The organism is Nostoc sp. PA-18-2419, assembly GCF_005869855.1.
GTDB lineage: Bacteria > Cyanobacteriota > Cyanobacteriia > Cyanobacteriales > Nostocaceae > Nostoc.
Genome location: NZ_SZNH01000007.1, coordinates 73,399 through 93,502, shown reverse-complemented (window position 1 = coordinate 93,502; position 20,104 = coordinate 73,399). Strand labels below are relative to the sequence as shown.

The window sequence follows — 20,104 nt, the reverse complement described above, 5'->3', positions numbered from 1 at the left end:
GTTATCAGTTGTCACGTGTATGGTAGGGAATTTAGACTTACCACCAACGCTTAGCACCAAATGGTGGGGACTCTAACCAAAGGATAAATACATCACTGTTGACTAGCGGAACATGCTACTAACTGAGGTATCTTCATGAATTCGCCAGATAGTTTCTCCTAAAAGATTAGCGACTGACAGCACCACCAGTTGGGGAAAGCGATTGCTTTCTGATAAAGGAATTGTATTTGTGACAATCACTTCCTCGAACAAGCCACTAGATAATCGCTCCATAGCAGGTGGAGAGAATACAGCATGAGTTGCACAGGCGTATACCTGACTAGCTCCTTCTTCACGCAGTAGTCGCGCTCCTTCGGCGATCGTACCACCGGTATCGATCATGTCATCTACTAACACTGCGGTTTTGCCTTTAACATCGCCGATCACATTTAACACTTCTGCAACATTGTGTGCCTGACGGCGTTTATCAATAATTGCGAGTGGAGCATCATTGAGTTTTTTGGCAAATGCCCTGGCTCGTGCTACACCGCCAACATCTGGGGAAACAACCACAAGGTCAGGTAGTTGTTTTCTTGCTAGATAATCTAACAATACTGGCGAACCATAAACATGATCGAAGGGTATATCGAAATAGCCCTGAATCTGAGCCGAGTGCAAATCCATTGCCAAAACGCGGTTAGCACCTGCTTCGGTAATTAAGTTAGCAACTAGCTTGGCAGTTATTGATTCTCGTCCTGCCGTTTTGCGATCGGCCCGGGCGTAGCCGTAGTAAGGAATTACAGCTGTCACTTGTCGTGCAGAAGCTCGACGACAAGCGTCAACCATAATCAATAATTCCATCAAGTGATCGTTGACGGGTTGACAAGATGGCTGGATTAAATAGACATCACAACCCCGAATTGATTCTTGAATTTGAACGTAAAGTTCTCCATCCGCAAATCTTTTACGGATCATTGGTCCCAAGTCCATGCCCAGGTAACGAGCGACTTCTTGAGACAGTTGTAAATTGGCAGAGCCAGAAAACAGCCGCAGGCGATGATTATCAGTCAGTCCTGTTGCAGATGTTTCCACTTTAAAAGTTGCAGAACTGAGCACAGCAGATCCTCGATGTGCATTCATAGCAATATTATCATTAGAGATTTTATAGATTTAATCAAGAAATAGCCTAAAAAAACATCTGTGAGTTTTATTGAAGCTTCCATACAAAATTTAAACATTTTTCTACAAAATTATCATTTGTTAATTGTCTAATCTTCTTATGTAACAAATTATTGATCCCTTACCTGATGTTAAGTCAAGTCAGCCCGCTAGATATACTAGTTGAATTTTTTGGTCTTAAGGTAAATAACCTTAATCTCTCAAAGATTAGTGCGATAGATTGTTCTAACTACCTCATTTATAACTGAGAGCAAAGCATTTACAACTTAAGTGATATTGAAATTTGTTCAAAGACAGAAGAAGGTTGATGACTAAGTGCTTAGGGGGTATCTTATTATATTCTAAGATTTTAATTGTAATAAATAATCTGACAGATTTAATTGTAAGTTGTAATTAACACAATATAAATCAGAATATATGCGTATTTAACTAAATTATTACAGTTATGGGTTATGGTGAAGCTGACATATAATTGCTGGCAGCTAGTTTTTTCCTCTACCCTACTGACTAGAAAAGAATAAAAAGAGGGACTTGCAACAAGTCTTTTTCCTTGCCGCGAATTTGCCTCATCTCTCTATCCTCTTTGTTGACGTGCCCTATTCCAGAAAGCCAAGATTGCTGTGCAGAGTTTCTCATTGGGAGTATACCTATTAGGTAAGGTAAAATATCGCTGCATGTAACTGTCTGTCGCCACTTGGACTTAATCTTTGTCGGTGACTTCCTCCTCAGTTGCCATTACACTCAATTATTGGATCATGCAATCACCCATTACAGTTGGTACTGTCTTGCAAAATCGTTACCGCATAATTCAAATTCTCGGACAAGGGGGATTTGGTAGAACCTATCTGGCAGAAGACCAGAGGCGCTTTAACGAACTTTGCGCGATCAAGGAATTGATTTCAACAGCAACGGAGGCTTTCGCTTGGCAGAAAGCACAAGAACTTTTTCAGCGAGAGGCTGCTATTTTATATCAAATCGAACACCCACAAGTGCCGAAATTCCGGGAAAGATTTGAGCAAAATCAACGCTTGTTTTTAGTGGAGGACTACGTAGCAGGTCAGACGTACCGAACTCTGCTGAGCGAGAAGCAAGCTGTGGGTCAAACTTTTACACAAGCAGAAGTGTTCAAGTTAATTCAGTCTTTGTTGCCTGTTTTAGAGCATATTCATAGCCGAGGAATTATTCACCGGGATATCTCGCCAGAAAATATTATTTTGCGAGATAGCGATGGCAAGCCTGTGTTAATTGACTTTGGAGTGGTAAAAGAACTTGCAAAGCGTTTGCAATCTCCAGATAGCCCAATGCCCGTAACTAGGGTGGGAAAATTAGGCTACTCTCCAAGTGAGCAAGCGCAAACAGGAGGAGCTTATCCTAGTAGTGACTTGTATGCATTAGCGGTAAGTGCGATTGTTTTGCTAACTGGTAGAGAACCAAGAGATTTATTTGATGAAAATCAATTAACTTGGAATTGGCAGCGATGGGCAAAAGTAAATCCACGATTCGCCCAGGTTTTGAATCGAATGTTAAATCATATTCCCAGCGATCGCTACCAAACTGCTGTTGAAGTAGCCCAAGCATTACAATCTTTACAGCAACCCAGTGCCCCTACCCCTAATTCCAACTTGCAGACAATGGCTGTTGGCCGCCGTCCTGACTTGGTATCACCACCAGCTTCTCCGAAAAAACCTGCTCCAGTGATTCCACCAAATCAGACTAAATCGCTATTGGATAATCCCTTAGCGATCGCTGCAATTGGCTGTGCTGTAGTTATCGTAGCCGGATTTGGTTCTTGGGCATTGGTAAGTTCTATTCGCAGTCAGTCAAAAGCATCACCAGATGAAACGCTTCCCCAAAATTTTCCTTCACCAGTGATTTCTGGTGGTACTACATTCACACCCACACCTACACCTACACCTACTCAAGAACAACCTGTTATATCTACTAAGCGTTTGAATGTGGGAGCATTTAATGCTATCCCAGTTGAAGGTACGATCAAAGCAAATCAAATCATCCGCTACACTTTTGATGGCCAGGAAGGAGTCAGGTTCAGTACATTTCTTGACCCAGGAGGCAGTGTTTTGCTAACAGTCTTAAATCCTAATCAACAACCAATTGATAATAATGCTCAGCAAGTTACATCTTATGAAGGCACATTGCTAGTTCCCGGTGTATATACTATTGAGTTAACTTTGCCTCCAGGAGTTGCCGAAAGTAATTACAATCTCAATGTTGGATTACAGAAACTCATCCAACCAACACCCATAGAAATACCCACGCCAATTCCAACACAGATACCCACGCCAATTCCAACTCTAATTCCAACTCCAGACACACAAACACCTACACCAATTCCAACTCTAATTCCAACTCCAGACACACAAACACCTATACCAATTCCAACTCTAATTCCAACTCCAGACAGACAAAACGATAATCCACCTGTTGATAGCCCACTTGCACCAATTCCCAATCCGACAATTTCGCCCTAAATTTAGCAGTTTTTTCTAAGTAAATAGCTATCTTGTAAAAGTCTGTAACACCCCACCTCTTAATCCCTCCTCTTGATGAGAGGAGGGGAGACTAAGCCTAATTTTGCCTCTTTAGGTTTTTGGTATGTGATTTATCTAAAAGGTCTAATGAGTGTAATTATCGAAATTGGACTAAAATAAATTATTAGTTATTAGTGTTCATAAAATCAACACTAATAACAATAATGAAAAATAATAAAAACTGCTGTATATTTATTATTTTTATCCAGTTACTCAATTAAATAAATAATATTATACAAATTGTTGAACACACTACTGATTACTGGAACTGATACCGACACTGGTAAAACTGTTTTAACCTCAGCGTTAGCAGCTTATTGGCAAAAATATTACCCGCAACGTAGCTGGGGAATCATGAAACCGATTCAATCGGGGATTGGCGATCGCGAGTGGTATCAAAATTTATTCGCGCTAGAACAATCTCTGCAAGAAATTACACCTTTATATTTTCAAGCGCCCTTAGCTCCACCGATCGCCGCAGCACGAGAAAATCGCCGAGTGGATTTAGCACTGGTGTGGCAAACTTTGTCTAAATTGCGAGCAGAGCGTGATTTTTTATTAGTAGAAGCCTTGGGTGGGTTAGGTTCGCCAGTTACAGAAGAATTAACGGTAGCTGATTTAGCAGCAGAATGGCGCTTACCAACAGTATTGGTAGTACCTGTGAAATTAGGAGCGATCGCTGGTGCAGTGGCTAATGTAGCATTAGCTAAACAATTGCGCGTGCATCTGGTAGGCATTGTTTTGAACTGCGTACAACCCCGTTCAGATGCAGAAATAGCCGACTGGACACCGTACAAATTGATTCAATCATTGACTAACACACCAGTTTTAGGCTGCTTACCTTATGTAGACAATCTTACTGATTTAGAGAAGCTTGCTCAAATAGCATCAGATTTAGATTTAGAAACACTAATGTAAATTGCCAAAAATTCCTCGATTGTTATGACTGTAGAACTTCAGAACGAAAAAGAAAAAATACAAGCAAGCAGTAGTATCAAGATAAATCAAGAAACAGAAAACGAAAAGATTCTATGTTCTCATTGTCAGCGCACCGCTACTAACGGTATTAAATGTAAAGGAATTTGTGTGGCTGACAGCGATTATTAAAAAACTCTAAGAAAAACAACCTCTTGAAGTTGGTGACTAATGACTTTTGAGCGTTGAGTGTAAACAGTGGCATATTTTTTGTTTGTCAGTTGCTTTAGGTATAAAGTCCCAAATAGCAATTAAGTAAGTCGGCGCAATAAAACCAAACTGTATAAATAAAAGTAAATAAGGCTCAAACTCTTTCTCTCCCCTGCTCCCTGTCTTATCCCAAGAATCATTATTTACGCCGACCTACTGAATTTGTGCTTTGATGCGTAAAGGCTATGAGACTCGTCAAACTCACGTTAAAGTAAGAAAATAACCCGAGTTAGCTCTGTTGTAAACTACCTTGTCTTGATAATGGTTTCCACTTTTCCAAACCCCTCTTCTGTTGACCTATCTCGAATTCGACTTTCAATTCGCTCATTGCAACCGCAATTGATAGAGTGGCGCAGGCGATTACATCAACAACCAGAGTTGGGTTTTCAGGAAAAACTGACTGCTGAGTTTGTCTCACAAAAATTGCAAGAATGGGGAATTGAGCATCAAACTGGTATTGCCCAAACTGGTATTGTCGCCACTATCAAGGGTAACAAACTCGCAACAGAAACGATTAATCAACTTTGTACAGACGCGATTAATCGTGTCTCTCCACTCAGCACACAGAAGGTTTTGGCAATTCGAGCCGATATGGATGCTTTGCCAATTCAAGAGCTTAACAAAGTACCTTACAAATCACAGCATGATGGAGTAATGCACGCTTGTGGACATGATGGACATACTGCGATCGCTTTAGGTACAGCTTACTATCTGCAACAGCATCGTCAAGACTTTTCAGGTACGGTGAAAATTATCTTCCAGCCAGCGGAAGAATCGCCAGGAGGCGCAAAGCCGATGATTGAAGCTGGGGTGCTGAAAAATCCTGATGTTGATGCAATTATCGGTTTGCATTTGTGGAATAATTTGCCTTTGGGAACTGTAGGAGTTCGTAGTGGTGCCTTGATGGCCGCTGTGGAGTGCTTTAACTGTACAATTTTGGGTAAAGGTGGACACGGCGCACTACCTCATCAAACTGTGGATTCCGTTGTCGTTGCTGCTCAAATTGTCAATGCTTTGCAAACTATTGTCGCTCGGAATGTAAATCCTATTGATTCGGCTGTGGTAACAGTAGGTGAACTTCATGCTGGAACCAAGCGGAATGTAATTGCTGACACAGCAACAATGAGTGCCACTATTAGGTATTTTAATCCGAGTTTTAAAGGCTTTTTCCATCAGCGGGTTGAGCAGATTATCGCCGGAATTTGTCAGAGTCAAGGTGCAAATTATGACTTAGATTATTGGTCACTTTATCCACCAGTAATTAATGATGTGAAGATGGCAGAATTGGTAAAGTCTGTAGCAGAAGAAGTGGTACAAACTCCTGTGGGAATTGTGCCAGAATGCCAAACTATGGCGGCTGAAGATATGTCATTTTTCTTGGAAGAGGTACCTGGTTGCTATTTCTTTTTGGGTTCTGCGAATGCAGAAAAAGATTTGGCTTATCCGCATCATCATCCCCGGTTTGATTTTGATGAGACGGCGTTGGGAATGGGTGTGGAGATGTTTGTCAGATGCGTAGAGAAGTTTTTTAGTTGAGTGAGTAGAAATTAGATGTTTTGAATTACAGTGTCTTGCAACTTGACAGTCATTATTACCGCTATGTTTATAATATTTAAAACTGAGTGTTGATTTATACAGTTGATAGACACTTGAAATTAATTACTTTCTTGCTTATCTAAGCAAGCTATTAAATCAGGGCGTTGCTGAATCAAAGGATGAATTAATTTATGTGGGTACAGTTTCATACTTTAAGAGATAAAGTAATAATTTAATTAAGTATCTTAGCATTTCTTCTGATTTGGAATAGCGTAAAGTTTTACAGTGAAAGCGTGCAAGATAATGACGTAACCGAGTATTTTCATTTTCCACCCGTGTCAATTGGCGATAACAATGAGTACAAATGTGATTTTGTTTACCTTTACGTTTCCCATTCTTTCTGATTTCCGTAGAGCCGCAGTATGGACATTGCACAGTAGATCACCTCAATTCATCCCTCTATTATGCAACGCCGCTTAATAGCGATACCGCCACATTACCAAACTAGTAATAAATAAGATTAACGGCGCAAGTCCTACAAACACATAGAGAATGCGGGTGGGTAAGCCACCAAAAGTACCGTAGTGGAGTGGGTCAAAAGAGTTGAGGATGCGATCGCCCAATAACGGTTTTAAAGCATTATCCACCCGCAAAACCTTGCCGCTATACTGGTCGAGATAGACATAGCTGTTTCCACCGTCTTCTATTTCTTGAGGAAACTTGTAGCGAATCATTAAAGCCCTGTCTGGTTTTTGAGCAAAATAAACGCTTCTGAGTTCTGCACTGGGTAATTGAGCTTGAGCGGTTTTTAGTTGCTCAGTAAGCTTCAGAGGAGACTTACCAGGGATAAGTTGAGAAACAGCTTCCTGCTTGAAACTAAAGGTGATTGCCCGAATCAGAGGCTCACTAAATTCATTAAAATTCCAGCAAAAACCTGTGAAAAATGTGAACAAAAGAAACACACCTGCAATTACACCAGCAACTTTGTGAATATCAAAGTTCACTCGCTTGGGATGAGCATCAAGCTTGATTTTGAAGCCTGCAATAAGTTTACGCCAACCAGGCCAAAGAAATATTCCTGTAATCGTTAAAATGCACACCAGTAAACCAACAGTGCCAACAATTTTGTATCCAATATCGCCTACTAGCAGACTGTAGTGGAGTTCATAAATAACCTTATAAAAGCGGTCTATAGAGTTGGGATTAAGGCTATTACTGAGAATTGCTCCTGTATAAGGATGAACGTAATTGTCAATCCAATCATTTTCCTTGATTACATAGATGACATCAAATGGTTCATCTGGTTTTGTCGGCACATAAATTCGGTTGAGCTTGGCATCGGGTTGGCTGGCATAGCTCTTTTTGACTGTATTTAGAACCATCTCGATCGGCAGCATTTCTCCTTTAGGTGTAATTGTCCCAATCTGGTTATGCCGTTGAAAATCACTAATTTCGGATTGGAAGACCAGCAAGCTACCAGTTAAACCAATAATAATCGCAATCAGTCCGACAGCTAACCCGATGTAGCGGTGTAAACCAAAGATCACTTTACGTACTGTTTTAGATGTCATAGTGGATACTCCTGCTGTACCAATCAAAATGAATATGAAATCGTACCTTGCACGATAAAGGGCGCGCCTGGAATAACCTGAACTCGACCTTGCGACCCTTCAAAATACCTAATGTCAGAGAGGTTCTTGAAATTGAGCCCAATTCGCAAATTATCTTTTTGGTAATACAGTGCTGCATCCAAGCGAGTATAACTGGGAAGCACAAAGGAATTTTCTAAATCTCCTGCTCGCTCACCGACAAAAAATGCCCCAAATCCAACGCCTAATCCTTTCAAACTACCTGTTTGCAGGGTGTAAGTTGTCCATAAACTGCCACCATTGCGCGGCACATTATTGAGTCGATTGCCGATCGCGAATGTGTTGTCTTTGGTAATTTCTGCATTGGTATTAGCATAGGATGCGATCACCTTCCAACCTGGAAGAATTTCACCTGCAATATCAAACTCAATACCTCGGCTGCGCTGTTCACCGACTTGAAGTGAATAGCCAGGATTATCTAAATCGTCAGTGAGGACATTTTTCAGCTTCGTATCATAGTAAGCCAGCGTTGAAGATAACCGACCATTAAGCAACTCTGTTTTGACTCCAACTTCATAGCCTGTACCACGTTGGGGATCAAACGGTTGATTGCTGATACTTCTACCGCTATTAGGGGTAAAAGACTGGCTATAGCTGGTGTAAAGTGACACTTGTTGAATCGGTTGATAAACAATACCTACACGTGGGGTAAATGCATCTGCGTTGTCGGGTGCATTTGCAACATCGTTGGTAGTGGATTCATAGTGATAGGTATCAAATCTTCCACCTACCAGCAGTTTAAGGTTATCCAGCAAAGTAATTTGATCTTGCAGATAGATACCAAAAGTCTCGGTGACATCATTACCAGTTCTCAAGGGATCAAACTCACCAAAAGTAAAGTTATAGTTGGGGTTAAAAACATCAATGAATCCAGCCGAACGATCTCTAGCAGAGAAAAAGCTCTGCTGTCGTGTGAGTTCTAAGCCCAACAATACCGTATGTTGAATTGCTCCGGTTTTGACTTTGGCAGTTAGGTCATTTTGCCAGGAGTAAGTTTCATAATATTGATCGCCAATAGAATTGCCCAGTTCAAAGGTGCGATCGTCTTCTGTATCACCGAAGATTTGTAGAGTAGCACCGGGACCACTTTCAGTACTTGCGGTATAACGAAATAAAGACCGGAGCGAGAGATTAGGATTAAAACGATGGTCGAGATAGAGGGCTGCTAGAGTTTGGGTGAATTTTTCCTGCCTAGTTGGGTCGCCCAGATAGCGACCGATTGGAATATTAGGAACTTTATTGTCACTCAGTACCACCAGTCCCCGATCAATCGGTCGTGCGTCTCTCAGATATGATACATCTAGATTTAAGCTCGTATTTTTGCCTAACTGATAGGTAAAAGATGGTGCAAAGAAGAATCGTTCAGTTTGCACGCGATCGCGAAAACTTCCTGCATCCTCGTAGGCAATGTTCAAACGATATGCTAATGTTTTCTCATCGTTGAGTGGACCAGCAAAGTCTAAGGTTGGACGGTAAAAACTATAACTTCCGGCTGTAAAATTCAATTCGTAGAAAGGATCGAATAGCGGTTTCTTGGTAACGCGATTGATGATTCCCGATGGATCTACCCGTCCATACAGAATGGATGCAGGTCCCTTCAATATTTCAATTCGATCAATGTTTGCACTCTCCTCTTGGGTACGCGAAAAGCCTTCACCGCGAAATCCATTCAAGAACGGCTCGGCACCAAAGCCCCGAACAGTAAAACTCTCTCCACGGTTACCAAATGAACTGCTATAGGTAACACCGCTGACATTACGCACTGCTTCTCTGACGCTGATTGCACCCTGATCACGGATCACTTCTTGAGGAATTACCTGAATTGAACCGGGAATGTCCCGCAGTGGTGTATCAGTTTTGGTAGCAGTTGACGCATCTGGCGCATTATATCTTGTATCCTGTTCACCTGTGACTACCAATTCGATCGGCTGATCGTCCTGGGCTGTTGGTTGCTCTGGCTGGGTTTGTTGTGACCCTGGCGCTGGCGGGGTGCGGTTTTGCGTAGATGCAGCACTAGCCACAGAGAAGATTAGACCCTCGTCTGGACTGTCAGACAACTCAACTGCTGGTACACTTGCTTCACCAATAACTGTCACTCGAATAGTACTGGCATCAAAATTACTAACTGTTATTTCAGTAATACCTGCAATTGGTTTAGTGGAGCGGAATGTAAAGGCTTCACCCGACAGTAAACGCAGTTGAGCATTAGGAACATCAGCGATAAAGCTATTACCAATACTGCGATTTATAACTTGCAGCTGTTGCCCCTTAGTCGTCTGTAAAATTATTTCCACGCCTTGATTGGTAGGATTTGCCTTTACTCCCGTTACCAGCACAACTTCACTCCCTTGATTAGGGAGGTTGTTTGGTGTTGGGGACTGTACCAGTAACATTTGGGCGCTGGTAATAACAGGTTCTATTTGGCTTAATTGTCGAATCTTCCTAGTTGCTTGAGGTGGCTTCGCTTCTTGTATTGTTTTCGCTGGGCGAAGCCGATTAACGAATAAATCAAATTTAGGAATATCTTGGGCTTTGGCTGGCTGAACCACCAAAACCGTAAAAAGTATCAACCACTCCAGTCTGCAACTGAAGATTTTGAATGTTTGCTTGCTCATTTCTCTCACACACACCACAGTATCCCAAACAACAATCTTTATATGGGATTTATTATCAACAGCATAGGGGAATTTATAGTGAAAAACTTTCTCAAGCTATATGCCGAAACGGATTTTTTTAGGTGTTTTTGGCAACAAGAAATTTATCTAAGTATTGACTTGGTAGGATGCCAAAGCGCTTTTTAAAAGCCACAGCGAAACGACTAGAACAGTCATAACCTACTACCTTAGCTACCTGTTTTATGGTCATTTGCTGACTCATAATCAGTGTTCTGGCTTTTTCCATCCGGTATGCCCATAAATAGCCAAATACTGTTGTGTTAAAAACCTGACGGAACCCGATTTTGAGTTTGTAATCGTTCAAACCTACTTTTCGCGCCAATTCTAACAATGAAGGTGGGTTGTCAAAATCGGAGATTAAAATTTTTCTAGCGTGATAAATTCGGTCGATATCATCTCCTCGCAAAATGCGCGATCGGATCAATTCCCGTTCCCCAGATGTATCGGGTTCCAATTTCAGAGCCATTAATTCTAGACATTTGGCTTGCAAGTAAATTTCTTTAATTAAACCTTGGAAAGGACAATTAACTATTTGATGCAAAATAATTTGCATTTCGAGTGTAGTTTGCCCGATGCGAAAGTAGTTGAGAAAGGATATGTTGTCAGTTTCTAGGTACAACTGGAGTGATTTGGGTAGAAAGTCTAAGCCACTAACTTCATCTCTGCAAAAGAATTCCTGTGGATTGATCCCGATTTCTACCTCCAGAATGCATTGACCAGCCTGCCAATAAAATCCACTACCAAGAATTTCTTGATGCGAATCAAAATAAGTTGCTGTAAAATTTTGTCCTGCAGGTATCATTTCCGTTTGGTTGTCTCCGATAACAGCAAAACTAAATTCCATCAGGGGGAGGTTATCACCTTTTGTCTCAACAATTAAATCCTCCGCTAAGTCATACTGTTTTACTAGCAAGTAGATACCTGTAGGGAAAACCGTTGTCTGTTCATAGCCCCAACTTTGTTTTTTTGGATCGTCCAACACTACTTGATACCCAGTAAACAAGTTGGTTTTTGTAAGTTCAGAGGTTGGAGTAGTATTTTGCTGTTGGTGATGAGCTTCTCTTGCTGAAAGAAACAGAGTCATTTTTTGTGATTTATTGAGATTTTATCCTAAGTATCATATAGTACAGTGTCTGGCTGGTAGTGAGGCGATTATCAAATGCATTAAGAGGATGACTGTAACTGCTATTGTGGCGTTGCAAAATTTGAATTTGGCTTTTAGTTATTGTGATGCGTGCGGCGGACAAAGCCATCTTATTTCAGAACTGACAAATTAAAAATGTCCCTTTTCTTCAAGCCTTCCTGCTTCTCCTGTCAAAGACGCTAGGCGTAGCTTCCTTTTACGAAGTGGTACAGCTTGCGGTAGACATGGCTTCTGCGGGTAAATTAATCGTAGGTGTTTTGCGATACCGCCACATTATGAAGCCAGTGATAAATAGAATTAATTGTGCAAGTCCCACACATAGAGAACATTTACAAGCACGTATAAAGTGCGATCGCCGATAATAAGGGATTAATAAACTGGAACTTTGTCGCGGAAGATGCAAGAGTAAGTGAAACTGGTAGATGTACGCTTAGATAACTAACTTGATGCTGAGGTAATCCCAATTTGAAAAATGATTGCCAGAGATGGACTCAAATTAAAAAAGATGCGCAAGGGATTCCCAATCGAAAATCGTATAACTTACACAGATTGTCGCCAATGGGTGGGCGGTTCCATAGAATCAGGTAGGCGAGTGGTGCGATCGCCAACAGCTTTTTTAATCTGCTGCAACTCTAAGTTTTTTGCTCCTGTCAAAATTGTTCCTTCGAGTTTCACATCACTGAGGTTAGCTTGGGAAAAGTTAGCTCCCATGAGATTTGCCTGAGTCAGGTTAGCTTGATAAAAGGTTGCCTTTTGAAGGTTGGCTCCGATCAGGTTTGCTTGATACAAGTCTGCTTCGGTTAGGGTGGCTTCTGAGAAGTTGGCAAAATAAACTTCTGTTTGCTGAAGTTTGGCTGCATTCAAATTAGCCCCAGAAAGGTTAGCACCATTTAAGTTAGCCCCAGAGAGGTTAGCACCAATCAAACCAGTCATGTGCAAGTTAGCTTTACCAAGTTTTGCTCCTTGCAAGTTTGCTAAAAACAGCTTTGCTCCAGAGAGGTTGGCAATTTTCAAGGTTGCTTGTTGCAAGTTTGCTTTATAGAGGTTTGTTCCTTGCAGATTTGCTGCACGCAGACTTGCTCCAAAAAGATTAGCTGAACGCAGATTTGCACCACAGAGGTTGGCGCGGTTGAGGTTAGCCCAACAAAGGTCGGCTCCATACAGGATCGTTTTGAGCAATTTAGTTTCATAGAGAATACAGCGAACGAGTTTTGCGCCGTTGAGGTCAGCCTCAGATAAATCTGCACTGCGCAAATCAGCCCCACTCAGGTCTGCTCCCCGTAAGTCAGCTTGTTGCAGATTAGCTCCCACTAAATCTGCTCGCCTGATATCGGTATTACGTAAATCAAGTTTCTGGTCTTTTGGATCTTCAAGTAAATTACGTCTGGCGATTACAGTTAACGCTGCTTGAATATCGGTGCGTATTTTTACTATTTCTTGATGGAAATTTGGATCCAACTGCTGTGTTGAACGTGACCCACCTTTACGCCTATTTGAGTAAACTGCTGGAGAGTATTCTGGCTGTTGCTCTTGTTTTGCTTGGAGAATTGGTGTATTTTCTCGTACAAAGGCAGTGAGGATTTCCATGATTGTCCAGTGTTCTTTTGGAAAATCTTGAGCAACTCTTTCTAATGCATAAATTGCACCTGTGCGAGTTTCAACTTTTTCATGTCCTAGCTGGGCAATTGCTCCCATAAAGCGTTCGGCAATCAATTTATCTTGATTGAGTTTCGCATTCTGAATGTCAATTTCGAGATTTTTCTCAGCTGTGATCGCATTTTTGTGCAAAGCTTCGGCACGCTTTGCTGCATAATAAGCATTAAACATTGCTGCCGATGCTAGAAAAACTATTGCAGTGGTTGTTAAGGCTTGGTTTCTATACTGAATTTTCTCCTGAATTGATAATTCTTTAATACTGGACAATACGAAGAAAATTACAGTCAATGAGCCAGCAAATATAACTGTTATAGTTATCAACCAATTCAACAAAGTATCTGTCTTTTTTGAAGACATGGTAAAAATTTTCCTTACAACCTAGAATTATTACTTAGTTATTTGGACAAAATAGTATAGCATTTAGCAAAAAATTATAATATGGTCACAACAGTCATTTAACTCAGCCATGACCAAATAATTACTAATTCGTAATACTCGCCTTCGGCGAGAAGCAAGCTATGTAATTCGTAATTAAAGAGAGTACAAGCCCCCACCAAATATGCAGATTCCCAAAAAGACTAACCATATTGTAAGTAATGAGCTGAACTTGATATCACAGCTATATTTAAAAAAGATGTTTTAAGGGGACAGGGCGAGAAAAACAATATCTTTGTTACAATCCTACGTTTTAAAACGTGGGTTACCCACACCCTACCCCCTGTCCCCTACACCCTTTGAATCAGAAAATTCTGCTCCCCTGAAGTTTGCGCCATCAAGTATGGCATCATCGAGAATTACTCCATGCAGCTTTGCTAGATATAAACTGGCATGGTGCAGGTTCGCTCTTTGGAGGTTAGCCCCTTGGAGGTTGCTTGCACTGAGGATTGCGCCTTTGAGATTAGCTGAATATAAGTTAGCTCCTTCTAAATTAGCTGCACTGAGGATTGCTCCTTCTAAATTGGCTTCTATTAGGTTAGCTCCACCAAGATTAGTTTGATAAAGATTTGTCTGTTCTAGATTAGCTCCATTTAGGTTTGCTCCTCTGATATCCGTATAACTCAAATCAAGCTGCTGATTTTCTGGGTCATTGTTTACATCTCTTCTAGCGATAACTGTAAGAGCTGCTTGAATATCTTCACGAACTTTTACTGAGGAGTTAGTGATAACTTGCTTTTGGGAGATGTAAGAAGTATTTTTCCGGATAAAATTAGTCAGAATTTCCATGATTATCCAGTGGTATTGTGGATGATTATGGGCAATTTGCTCTAAATCATCAATTATAGCTACACTGGTTTCCGTTGTGTTATTACCTAACCACTCTATTGCTATTTTTAAACGCTGTTTTAGTGATTTTTGCTGAATTACTTGAAGGATTGCCACAAAATTATATGTCTTAAGAAATATTTTTACTAACCGATTGTTACTTGTTGGAATAATATCTCTCATATATGAAAAGCATTAATAATTACTGTTAACATATTAAAATACTTATAGTGGTTTTTAACAATTTACTTGTCTAAGGTATTGTTTCATGCAAGGTCAATATTTGAATATATTAACGTAATCAACTAAATAGATAATATAACTGTTTAGTAATAGTAAATAGTAAATAGCATACAGCAGTTTTCTTTTGCATAAGTTATAAAATCACTGGTTTTGAGGCAGGATAGCGCAGCTAAGCCGTGTCCGCATCCCTTGCGCGTCTCGTAGAGAGCGTTGGCAGCTATGCTGGAGAAAGAGGAATAATTTGATTTGTAAATCCTTATAGCTGTATCTTATTTAGTTACAAACTACTGTATATGCTGCTTGCCATCATCAGTCATCAGTTGCACTTGCAATTAATTATTCTTCACTAACAATTAATCACAATCATGATAATTTTGTAAGTAATACATATAAATTATATTTGATTTTGCCGAAATCCCAAGCCTCAGATACCCGACTTATTTAATAAATCAGGGATTTAGTTGTTTGCAAAATGATAAATCAATCAAACGCTGAGGGTATAAAAACTACAAATTAGAATTACTAAGTTGTTCAATTAGCTGAATAATTTGTTGATAATACTCGGTATTTCCTTCTTGATAATACAAGTCTGCGGATTTTTGGAAATCGGCAATTGCTCGTTGATAGTTACCCAAATTTCGATAAACATCTGCTCGAAGGATGTAAGCTGAAGTCCAATGAGGTTGATGGTGTAGAGCTTGGTTTAAGTCTGCTAAGGCTAAGTTAAAGTTTTCTAACAGAGAATAGCTACGTCCCCGATTGTACCAGTCTTCAGCAAAGCTGGGGTCGATCGCAATTGCCTGAGTATAATCTTTTATCGCACCTTGATAGTCTTCTATGGCGTAGCGGGCATTAGCCCGCTCGCTGTAAAATACAGCAGATTGAGGATTGATGTGCAAAGCTTGGGTATAGTCTTTTATCGCACTTTCATATTCTTCTAAAGCGTAGCGGACAGAAGCGCGGTTATAATATGCTTCGATTAAATCAGGATTGATTTCTAAAGCCTTGTCATAATCTGCTATTGCTTTGAGTTCATCTCCTAAAAGACGACGAGCATTGCCTCGATTGCAGTAAGCTGGGGAAAAGTCTGGAATCAACTCTATAGCTTGAGTGTAATCATTAATTGCTCCTGGAAAATCTTGCAAAGCTTCACGAGCGATACCCCGACCATAATAAGCTACAGCTAAGTTATGATTAATTTGCAATGCCTGATCGTAATCTTTAATTGCTCCTTTTTGGTCTCCTAAGGAACGACGAGCCGCCGCGCGATCGCAATATCCTTCAGCTAAATTAGGATTGAGTTGTAATAAGCGATTACTATCTTCAATTGCACCTTGATAATCTCCCAATCGGCGCAGAGCATTTGCCCGAAAGCCGTATACTAAAGCTAAAGTCGGATTTTCTTGTAATGCTCGGTCATAATCTTCAATTGCTCCTTGATAGTCGTCAAGAATGCTACGTACCAGACCCCGCTCATAATAAGCTTGCACATCATCGGGATTAAGTTTGAGCGCTTGGTTAAAATCCTCAATAGCTGCTTGATAGTTTTTGAGGTGAGACAAAACCAGACCCCGATTGTAATATGCGCTAGCAAAGTTGGGGTTAATTTTTAAGGCGTGGTTGTAATCTGCAATGGCACTTTCATAGTCTGCTAAAGCATAATAGGCATTACCTCGGTTATGATAAGCCTCTGCCAAGTTAGGATCTAATTCTAATGCCTGGTTATGATCAGCGATCGCTTGGTGATAATTTCCTAATATTTGGTGAATATTACCCCGATTGCTGTAAACTGCGGCAAAATGGGGATACCACTGTAAAGCCTGTTGAAAATCTGCGATTGCTGCTTGAGAATCGCCGCGATCAAGACGAGCTACACCGCGATTGTGATAGGCATTGGCAATATCAATATTGATGTTATCAGCTAATTGGGTGCTAATTTCTATTGTTTGGATATAGTCGGCGATCGCTTTGTCGTAGTCTGCTAAGGCAAAGTAGGCATTTCCCCGACTGTGATAAGATTGGGCGAGATTGGGGTCGATTGCTAATGCTTGGTGATGATCGGCGATCGCTTTTTCATAATCTCCTAAAAAGTAGCGTGCATTTGCGCGGTGACAGTAAGCTGTAGCCAAATTGGGATTGATTTCTATTGCTTGGTTGAAGTTAGCGATCGCACTGTGATAATCTTTGAGTTGACTACCTAAAATAATCCCTCGATTATGGTAGGCTTCGGCATACTTAGGGTTGAGATTAATTGCTTGGGTGTAAGCTGTAATCGCTGTTTGATAATCCCCTTGCAAGTTATTGTTAAATCCTTGATAAAAAAAATCTTCCGCATTCATATAATTTTTTGACTAATGATATCCCCCAACTTTTAAGTATGGGATTTTTAATAAAATGATTTAAAAATCATTTCAACTACTATTGTGCCTATTGCTGGGATTTTTGGTTGCAATCTGGCGATCAAGTTTAATTTAATTGGGCAAGCGAACAGCTAGAAAGTGGAAAACTAATTTCTTGTGACTGTAAGCATAACTTTGCCGTTCCGGCACATTTATCGGTACTATTGCATGATTTTCGTTGGCAAAAACAAGTAAAAATAGAATGATGAACTTACGCGCTGCTACCTTAGCTGACTTGGCTCTCCTGCAACACTGGGATAAACAAGCCCATGTGGTTGCCTCAGACCCGAATGATGATTGGAACTGGAGGGTTGAACTCGGTCGTACCCCGGATTGGAGGGAGCAATTGATTGCTGAGATTGAAGGTCGTCCCATCGGTTTTATCCAGATTATCGATCCGGCACAGGAGGATAGTCATTATTGGGGAGATGTCGCAGCAAATATTCGCGCTATTGATATCTGGATTGGGGAAGAGTCTAATTTAAGCAAAGGCTATGGAACGAAAATGATGCAGCTTGCCTTGGCTCGATGTTTCGCCGAACCAGTAGTGACGGCTGTACTCATCGACCCTTTGGTGAGCAATACTCGCGCTCACCGCTTCTATGAACGTCTTGGCTTTAAGTTTGTAGAGCGTCGACGATTTGGCGATGATGATTGCTTGGTTTATCGCCTGAACCGAGCAGATTGGTATCCCCAAAGCATTATTCGATTGTGATATTATCGTTTCCCTGTTTATTGACTGCTAATCGCAAAATTGATAATCCTAAAATTATCAAAAATAGTACGAGTCCAATTGTGCAAGCATAGCTAATTTCCAAATCGGTGAATGCTTGTTCATACAGGTAGTAAACAATTGTTTTCGAGCTATTGAGTGGCCCTCCTTGAGTCATGATGTACACTTCTTCAAAGACTTTAGTAGCAGAAATAGCCGAAATTACAGCCACCAAAGCTAAATACGGCTTCATCAAAGGTATGGTAATATCCCAATGTTTTCTAATACCATCAGAGCCATCAATTCCTGCGGCTTCATACACATCAGCAGGAATTGATTGTAATCCTGCTAAGTAAATTACCATATAGTAGCCTAGCCCTTTCCACACAGTAACAGCCATGACACTCGCAAGAGAGATTGGTACAATACCAAAAAGTTTAGCTGGGCTAGTTAACCAAGGAATAGCTTCTGAAATAATGCCCAAAGATTTAAATAATTGGTTGAGTAATCCATTTTCTGCATACAACCATTTCCAAGCTATCCCAGCAACTACCATTGAAATCACTACTGGTGTATAGTATGCAGATCTAAACCAATTCATTCCTTGGAGTTTTTGATTTACCAAAATTGCTAGCCCCAAGGGAGCAATTACTAAAATTGGTACTACACCTATAAGATATAAAAAAGTATTTTCCAAAGTTTTCCAAAAAACTGCATCTTTCCAAAGCTTGAGAAAGTTGGCAATACCTATCCATTGCGGCGCTTGGGCAATATCTTCATAGCTAGTAAAGCTAAGATAAAACGCTTGCAGTGCAGGCCAAAAGACAGTTAACCCCAAAATAAGTAAGGCAGGTAATAAAAATAAATAAGGAGTTAGTCGCTGTTTAATTAATATCCATCTTTTAGGTATTAATTGATTCAGTAAAGGTTTAATAGTTATTTTTACTTTGTCAGAATTTCTCATAATTAAGATTTGGAGATGTAAGTCGATTTAAGCTTCAATATTTTAAGGGCATATATTTGCTTATGTAAGTAAAGCTCGTCGTAGACATTATAAATTAATAATTCAGAGATAAACAGCCATGGAAACTCAACCCAATCTACCAATTGAACATCAAAATGTCCCTACAAATCATCAGGGACTACATGACTTTTTGTATGGTTCCGATGACGAACATGCTACCTCTGAGGTGAGTATAACTCGTGAATTAACAAACAATAGTACTGAAATTATGTCCCTTGAAGCTTGGTGTGCAGCTGCTGAGAACACTAAAATTGCAGGTGTTTACGCAGTATTAAATATAGAAGGTCGCACTCAGTACATTGGCTATTCTCGAAATGTGTTGCTTTCCTTAAATGGCCATCTTCACCAAAATGGCAAACAAAAGTGTGCTTTTGTACGCGTGCAACCATTTAAGTTCCCGAAGCGTCAAGAAATGGAAGATTTACGAGATGCATGGATAGCAGAACTCCAAAACGCACCTCCTGGTAATGCTGCTGAAAGCACAATGTGGGCTAGCACAGTAGGTGAAGTTGCTAAGGCAGTAATGTCTGAGCTTGAACGCCAAGCCTACGAGGAGAAAAAGCTAAAACTGCAAAAAGCAATGGCTGACACAACTGTTTCTAAAGACTCACAAACAACAGATCTTAGTGAAACAGAACGTCAGCGTCAACTCGAAGCAGCTGTAGAAAATGATGATTGGAGTGTAATTATCGACGCACAGACCCAAGAAACTAAGTCTTAGGCAACTTTAGCATAAGTTCAAACATCCTTTGAGGATTGAAATTATTTACAGTTGAAAACTTAAATCCCTCTCAATAATCAGCGAGAGGGATTTTTATAATGCTAAATTTAGCAGAGTATGATTTTATCGCAGGAGGCAGGAGATAGAAGGCAGTTCTTGCTGGAGGTAGAACTATTATTTCTAGCATTCA

At 40.5% G+C, this 20,104-nt stretch carries 13 protein-coding genes and 1 pseudogene; 5 read left to right on the top strand and 9 right to left on the bottom strand.

The window, feature by feature from the left end:
* Window positions 1–102: 102 nt before the first annotated feature.
* Window positions 103–1,119 carry a ribose-phosphate pyrophosphokinase gene (locus FCR06_RS09495; RefSeq protein WP_138498924.1) on the bottom strand — a complete coding sequence of 339 codons (1,017 nt, stop codon included), beginning with the start codon at window positions 1,117–1,119 and terminating at the stop codon, window positions 103–105.
* A gap of 794 nt (window positions 1,120–1,913) precedes the next feature.
* Between FCR06_RS09495 and FCR06_RS09490 the strand changes: the two genes are divergently transcribed.
* The 3 genes from FCR06_RS09490 (at window position 1,914) to FCR06_RS09480 (ending at window position 6,428) form a co-directional block, all read left to right on the top strand.
* Window positions 1,914–3,647, top strand: coding sequence for a serine/threonine-protein kinase (locus FCR06_RS09490; protein ID WP_138498922.1), 1,734 nt, complete (start codon window positions 1,914–1,916; stop codon window positions 3,645–3,647).
* A gap of 303 nt (window positions 3,648–3,950) precedes the next feature.
* The gene (bioD, locus tag FCR06_RS09485; RefSeq protein ID WP_138499193.1) at window positions 3,951–4,625 is read left to right on the top strand and encodes a dethiobiotin synthase; all 675 of its coding nucleotides are present in this window, start codon (window positions 3,951–3,953) and stop codon (window positions 4,623–4,625) included.
* A gap of 528 nt (window positions 4,626–5,153) precedes the next feature.
* Entirely contained in the window at window positions 5,154–6,428 is a 1,275-nt protein-coding gene (locus FCR06_RS09480) for a M20 family metallopeptidase (RefSeq protein ID WP_138498919.1), read from the top strand.
* Window positions 6,429–6,617: 189 nt separating this feature from the next.
* Here the strand turns inward: FCR06_RS09480 and FCR06_RS33475 are convergent.
* The 7 genes and pseudogenes from FCR06_RS33475 to FCR06_RS09445 all read right to left on the bottom strand — a co-directional run.
* Window positions 6,618–6,770, bottom strand: a pseudogene (locus FCR06_RS33475) (IS1 family transposase); the annotation flags it as partial.
* Window positions 6,771–6,904: 134 nt separating this feature from the next.
* A complete protein-coding gene (locus tag FCR06_RS09470) occupies window positions 6,905–7,999 on the bottom strand; it encodes a PepSY-associated TM helix domain-containing protein (protein WP_138498915.1) in 1,095 nt (364 codons plus the stop codon).
* Window positions 8,000–8,022: 23 nt separating this feature from the next.
* On the bottom strand, window positions 8,023–10,692 hold the full coding sequence (locus FCR06_RS09465) for a TonB-dependent siderophore receptor (protein ID WP_138498913.1): 2,670 nt from the start codon (window positions 10,690–10,692) through the stop codon (window positions 8,023–8,025).
* A 118-nt stretch (window positions 10,693–10,810) separates the two neighbouring features.
* Window positions 10,811–11,836, bottom strand: coding sequence for a helix-turn-helix transcriptional regulator (locus tag FCR06_RS09460; RefSeq protein WP_138498911.1), 1,026 nt, complete (start codon window positions 11,834–11,836; stop codon window positions 10,811–10,813).
* 600 nt (window positions 11,837–12,436) lie between these two features.
* On the bottom strand, window positions 12,437–13,483 hold the full coding sequence (locus FCR06_RS09455) for a pentapeptide repeat-containing protein (protein WP_223280094.1): 1,047 nt from the start codon (window positions 13,481–13,483) through the stop codon (window positions 12,437–12,439).
* 780 nt (window positions 13,484–14,263) lie between these two features.
* Window positions 14,264–14,932 carry a pentapeptide repeat-containing protein gene (locus tag FCR06_RS09450; RefSeq protein WP_223280088.1) on the bottom strand — a complete coding sequence of 223 codons (669 nt, stop codon included), beginning with the start codon at window positions 14,930–14,932 and terminating at the stop codon, window positions 14,264–14,266.
* A 632-nt stretch (window positions 14,933–15,564) separates the two neighbouring features.
* Entirely contained in the window at window positions 15,565–17,397 is a 1,833-nt protein-coding gene (locus tag FCR06_RS09445; RefSeq protein ID WP_138498905.1) for a tetratricopeptide repeat protein, read from the bottom strand.
* Window positions 17,398–17,659: 262 nt separating this feature from the next.
* On the opposite strand from FCR06_RS09445, the gene FCR06_RS09440 reads away from it, so the two are divergent.
* The gene (locus FCR06_RS09440) at window positions 17,660–18,172 is read left to right on the top strand and encodes a GNAT family N-acetyltransferase (protein WP_138498903.1); all 513 of its coding nucleotides are present in this window, start codon (window positions 17,660–17,662) and stop codon (window positions 18,170–18,172) included.
* Here FCR06_RS09440 and FCR06_RS09435 read toward each other — a convergent pair.
* Window positions 18,159–19,091, bottom strand: coding sequence for a carbohydrate ABC transporter permease (locus FCR06_RS09435; protein WP_138499191.1), 933 nt, complete (start codon window positions 19,089–19,091; stop codon window positions 18,159–18,161). The two genes, FCR06_RS09440 and FCR06_RS09435, sit on opposite strands and share 14 nt — an antisense overlap.
* 160 nt (window positions 19,092–19,251) lie before the next feature.
* Between FCR06_RS09435 and FCR06_RS09430 the strand changes: the two genes are divergently transcribed.
* The gene (locus FCR06_RS09430; protein WP_138498901.1) at window positions 19,252–19,914 is read left to right on the top strand and encodes a GIY-YIG nuclease family protein; all 663 of its coding nucleotides are present in this window, start codon (window positions 19,252–19,254) and stop codon (window positions 19,912–19,914) included.
* Window positions 19,915–20,104 lie beyond the last annotated feature (190 nt).

Excerpts from the sequence above, each read along its gene's own strand:
- FCR06_RS09495 (WP_138498924.1), bottom strand. The coding sequence starts at position 1,119 with ATGAATGCACATCGAGGATCTGCTGTGCTCAGTTCTGCAACTTTTAAA.
- FCR06_RS09490 (WP_138498922.1), top strand. The coding sequence starts at position 1,914 with ATGCAATCACCCATTACAGTTGGTACTGTCTTGCAAAATCGTTACCGC.
- FCR06_RS09480 (WP_138498919.1), top strand. The coding sequence starts at position 5,154 with ATGGTTTCCACTTTTCCAAACCCCTCTTCTGTTGACCTATCTCGAATT.
- FCR06_RS09470 (WP_138498915.1), bottom strand. The coding sequence starts at position 7,999 with ATGACATCTAAAACAGTACGTAAAGTGATCTTTGGTTTACACCGCTAC.
- FCR06_RS09465 (WP_138498913.1), bottom strand. The coding sequence starts at position 10,692 with ATGAGCAAGCAAACATTCAAAATCTTCAGTTGCAGACTGGAGTGGTTG.
- FCR06_RS09460 (WP_138498911.1), bottom strand. The coding sequence starts at position 11,836 with ATGACTCTGTTTCTTTCAGCAAGAGAAGCTCATCACCAACAGCAAAAT.
- FCR06_RS09455 (WP_223280094.1), bottom strand. The coding sequence starts at position 13,483 with ATGGAAATCCTCACTGCCTTTGTACGAGAAAATACACCAATTCTCCAA.
- FCR06_RS09445 (WP_138498905.1), bottom strand. The coding sequence starts at position 17,397 with ATGAATGCGGAAGATTTTTTTTATCAAGGATTTAACAATAACTTGCAA.
- FCR06_RS09440 (WP_138498903.1), top strand. The coding sequence starts at position 17,660 with ATGATGAACTTACGCGCTGCTACCTTAGCTGACTTGGCTCTCCTGCAA.
- FCR06_RS09430 (WP_138498901.1), top strand. The coding sequence starts at position 19,252 with ATGGAAACTCAACCCAATCTACCAATTGAACATCAAAATGTCCCTACA.